Annotated in this window: 5 protein-coding genes; 2 read left to right on the forward strand and 3 right to left on the reverse strand. The window is 61.9% G+C overall.

Going from position 1 to position 4,019, the window contains the following annotated elements; all coding sequences use genetic code 11:
• Positions 1–278 (reverse strand): hypothetical protein (locus ACH2EH_RS15270; RefSeq protein ID WP_395142900.1); only part of this gene is annotated, 278 nt, incomplete at its 3' end.
• A gap of 88 nt (positions 279–366) precedes the next feature.
• Between ACH2EH_RS15270 and ACH2EH_RS15275 the strand changes: the two genes are divergently transcribed.
• Positions 367–513, forward strand: coding sequence for a hypothetical protein (locus ACH2EH_RS15275; RefSeq protein ID WP_395142901.1), 147 nt, complete (start codon positions 367–369; stop codon positions 511–513).
• Positions 514–791: 278 nt separating this feature from the next.
• Here ACH2EH_RS15275 and ACH2EH_RS15280 read toward each other — a convergent pair whose 3' ends face one another.
• Both ACH2EH_RS15280 and ACH2EH_RS15285 read right to left on the reverse strand, forming a co-directional pair.
• Complete coding sequence (locus tag ACH2EH_RS15280; RefSeq protein ID WP_395142902.1) at positions 792–1,844, reverse strand: Gfo/Idh/MocA family protein; 1,053 nt, start codon at positions 1,842–1,844, stop codon at positions 792–794.
• Between the two features lie 17 nt (positions 1,845–1,861).
• On the reverse strand, positions 1,862–3,661 hold the full coding sequence (locus tag ACH2EH_RS15285; protein WP_395142903.1) for a HEAT repeat domain-containing protein: 1,800 nt from the start codon (positions 3,659–3,661) through the stop codon (positions 1,862–1,864).
• 42 nt (positions 3,662–3,703) lie between these two features.
• Between ACH2EH_RS15285 and ACH2EH_RS15290 the strand changes: the two genes are divergently transcribed.
• Positions 3,704–4,019: MqnA/MqnD/SBP family protein (locus ACH2EH_RS15290; RefSeq protein WP_395142904.1), on the forward strand; the 316-nt coding region annotated here is incomplete at its 3' end.

Raw genomic sequence — 4,019 nt, forward strand, 5'->3', positions numbered from 1 at the left:
CTGATCACCCACGCCGACTGACCGCCAGGGCCGAAGTGCAGCCACGGCGCTGTGGGGCGAAGCTCGGGGAACCGCCAGAAATAGAAGCTTAGGTTATCCTGGAAAAACGCCGTCTGGTAGACAGGAAGCTGCTTCCACTCGGCATAGGCCAGGCTGTAACCGGTGACAAAGAGGCTTCCTGTCATGCTCCACTGAAGAACCAGCCAGAGAGTCAGCGGCCCGATAGCCCCCCGGCCAGAGCGCCATAAGGGTGAAGAGAAGTGCGTTTCGACAGGCACACGCGCATGCAAAACTCAATCCGAAGGCAAACCAGCGCCTGTGCACCAGAAATGCCATCGCTGCCATGGAGAAGAAAAGCCCTTCGGTGTGGAGCAAAAACCAGACACTTCCCTGGGTCGCGGAGTAGAACAAGGGGGTCGCGAGGAGATAGGCAGCGGTGGCGAGGGGCGCACGGGAGCGGCAGGGACGGAGCCGTCGCAGGAAGCACCAGAGCCCGATGCCCGAAAAAAGTAAAAACAGCGTATTGAGTACTGGCTGCGTCAGGTGTCCACCGGAGAGAAACACAAACGGCACGAGAACCGCACTGGCAAGTGGAGCGTAACAGAGGTAAAACTTCCCCTCCCGTTCGTACATTTCCCAGTAGGGGGTTCGCTCGGTAAACGCGACTTCACCCTTGAGTAGGTGCTTAGCGAGGTGGTAGGGGCCGTTGAAGCCCGTGTCCATCGGTGTGAGCCAGAACAAAAAGGCCCCGACCACCAGTAAGGCCAGCAGCGGCTTTCCCCAGAACTTTTTTACCCCGTGTATGGACCTGCTCCCGCGGCGGCGTAGATGGCGTTGAGGAGCGCGACGACACGTACACCCTCCTCGGGCTTGATAAGCGACTCTTTGCCCTCACGAACCACGGCGATAAAGTCGCGGTAGTTGGCCTCATGCTGATTAGACGAGAGCGCGAGCGGGTCGGCGGCTTTGTTGTCGGTGTCGGTGGTACGAGAAGCATTTTCGGTTGCTTCCTTCATTTCCTCGAACGGCTCGCGGGTCTTGAACGTCACTAGCTCTTCCCCGTGAAAGGCCGCGCTCCCATTGGTGCCGCAGATCAGCACACGCTGAGCGAGGCCGTCGTAGGCGAGCGTGGTGCCCGTGATGGTGGCAATCGCGCCGTTTTTGAGACGTACCGTGGCGACGCCCAGCGTCTCGGCTTCGATGTTGCGGAACTTCCCGAGAGAGCAGACGGAGTGCAGCACCTCGTCCCAGTCGCCCGCCAGCCAGAGTAGGCGATCTACCATGTGCACTCCCTGATTGGAGAGCACGCCGCCGTCTAGATCCCACGTCCCACGCCACGCGCCCGAGTCGTAGTAGCTCTGGGCGCGGTACCAGGGAGTCTCGCAGTGTACATAGACCAGCTCCCCAAAAGCCCCCGCTTGCACCGCGCGCCGTACTTTCTGAACGCCCGCGTTGAAGCGCTGCTGGAAGATGCCCCCCAGCACGACGCCTGCCTCTTTTGCCGCAGCCACGGCGGCGGCGGCACGCTCGGCACTGGTGTCCAGAGGTTTCTCCGAGAGCGCGTGCCGTCCGGACTTGACGACCTGGATCGCGTGCGCAGCGTGCAGGCCGCTGGGTGATGTAATCGCGACCGCGTCAATATCGTCGCGGGCCAGCAAGCTTTCCAGCGAGTCGTGCATGGGGAGACTCCACTTAGTCCCAAAGGCCTCGCGCCGCTCGGGGTCCGTCTCCGCACCGGCGATTAACTGCGCGGTGCCGTCTCTTTCCAGTCCGTCGCGAAATGTCCGCGCATGCAGCCCCGCGATCCCGCCACAGCCTACAATTCCAAAACGCAAAGGTGCCATATTCATCCTATGTTATGTTAGCCGGGTTTCACTTTGGAGAGTGCGGCCTGTGCAATGTAGGCAGTGTCCTCATTTTTGGACTTGGCGAGGGCTTCCAGTGCGGCGGCAGCTTTCGGGTCACGGATCTCCCCGAGCGTGATGGCGGCCCAGCGCGCGGCGGGGTTGCCGTCGGTGGCCAGTGGCAGGATCCTGTCTACGGCATCGCGACCGACGCTCGCCAGTGCTTTGGAGGCGTAGTAGGCCAGGGTATCGTCGCCACTGCCCAGCTTCGCCTTCAGTGCCTCCACCGCGACCGTCCCTAGGCGACCCAGCGCGACGGCAGCGGCCTCCGAAGCGCCTTCTTTATCGGCGAGGGCGGTGATGAGCGGCGCAAACTCCGTGGGGAAGGCAAGAGCGGAGAGGGGAGCCGCCGTGGTGAGCTTGGCGATACGCTTGTCCCAGGTGGCTTTCTTTTTATCGTCTTTTTCCGCGTCCCGTTTGGCCGTGTAATAAGCGATTACATTTGCTTTTGCGGCTGCGGGGATTCCTGCGCCACTCACCTCTTTCTCCGCCCCGAAGCGCAACAGCTCGGTGACCGCGAGATCACGGGCTTTGTCATCGGTGGGGGAGGCGAGCGCCACAAGAGTCTTGCGAATACTGGCGGCACGGAAGAGCACCTCGCCCAAAGCGGCGGCGGCTTTTGCACGCACGGCGGGGTCAGAGTCCGTAAGTGCCTTGGTAGCGAGCGTGGACGAGCGCTGGCCGCCGGATGCCTCCGCCGCAAGGGCGCGAACGGAAGGGCTTGCGCTCGCCAGTGCCTGAGCCACTTGCGCGGCGGCGGCATCACCTGCCCGGCGCAGCCCCGCGGCGGCAGCAATTCCCACAAAGGTGTCGTAGTCACTCAGAGCCGTGAGCATCGCGGCGTTCGCTTCGGGGGTCGCGATACCGCCCAGAGCACCGGCGGCGGCGGCGCGGGCCGATGCGTCGGTGTCGGTGCTCTGGAGCGCCTGAATCAGCACGGGGGCACCGACAGGATCACCGTTGTTGGCCAGTGAGGTGATCACCGAGCGGCGGACATTAGGGTCGGTGTCGGAGATGAACGGCAGGATGGGAGTCGCGGCTTCGGGGACACTGAACTTCCCCAGCGTCTCGATGAGCGATATCTTCGCTCCCGCGTCTGTCTTAATTTTCTCATCACTAAGGTAGGGCGCGATCAAAACCACCGTCTCCGGCCCGATCCCCGCCAGTACCTCGCCCATGGGTCCGCGCAGGTCTTTATCGCTCAGACGCTTTGCCATCTGCTCCTTGAGGGGCGCACCGATTTTCTTGAGCGCTTCCCGCGCACCGTCGCGAATGTTGCCGTCCGGGTCTTTGGCGGCATCTAATAGGCGCTCGGCGTAGCTCGCACCAACCGCGGCGACGGCGCTGCGAGCGGCATCGCGCACGGGGTGGGTCTTCTTCTCCGCCGACTCGGTATCGGGGTCTTTACACATCTGGAGGAGCTGCTCAAAGGCGTCTTTGTTCTTTCCGCCCGCCGTCAGTGCCTGAAGAGTGGCGATGGCTGCCAGGCGTGTGGGTGGGGGAGCGCCGCCCTGAAGGGCATCGAAGAGAACTTTACGTCCCATGAGCTTCGCAACCCCGTCTTGCTGCTGCGCGGGGTCTTTGCTGGCAACCTGGCCAAGCTGCGATTTTGTCAGGAAGGTATTGATCCCAAAGTTAACAACCCCGCCTCCAATAAGAAGCAGAAGACTCCAGCCCAGGAGTTTTCGTGGCGTAACCCCTTTGGTCGCGGGAGGTGTCGTGGTGGGAGTCGTCATCGGCGTTTCATCCATGCTCATAATTGCTAGAGATTATACACTAAAATGTGGTACAATTTATTTATGAACGCGTTCATTTATAAGCTGGGATCCGTTCCCTATCTTAACGCTCGTCCGCTCACGGACTGGTTTACGGAGACCGAAGAGGGCAGAGCCGTGGGGGCGAGCGTGGAGTTTATCCTGCCGTCGCAGCTTGCCCCGCGCCTGGAGCCTGGAGACTTTGCCGCCGGGCTGGTTTCGGCTGTTGCTTGGGTTCGTCGCCCACAGCTCCGCTACGCTCCAGGAATCTCCGTGGCGTGTGATGGCCCGGTTCGCTCCGTCCGGATCTTCTCCCAAGTGCCCATCGAGCAGATCAAGCGCGTCGCCTTGGATACGTCCT

The sequence above is a fragment of the Armatimonas sp. genome (assembly GCF_043760365.1).
GTDB lineage: Bacteria > Armatimonadota > Armatimonadia > Armatimonadales > Armatimonadaceae > Armatimonas.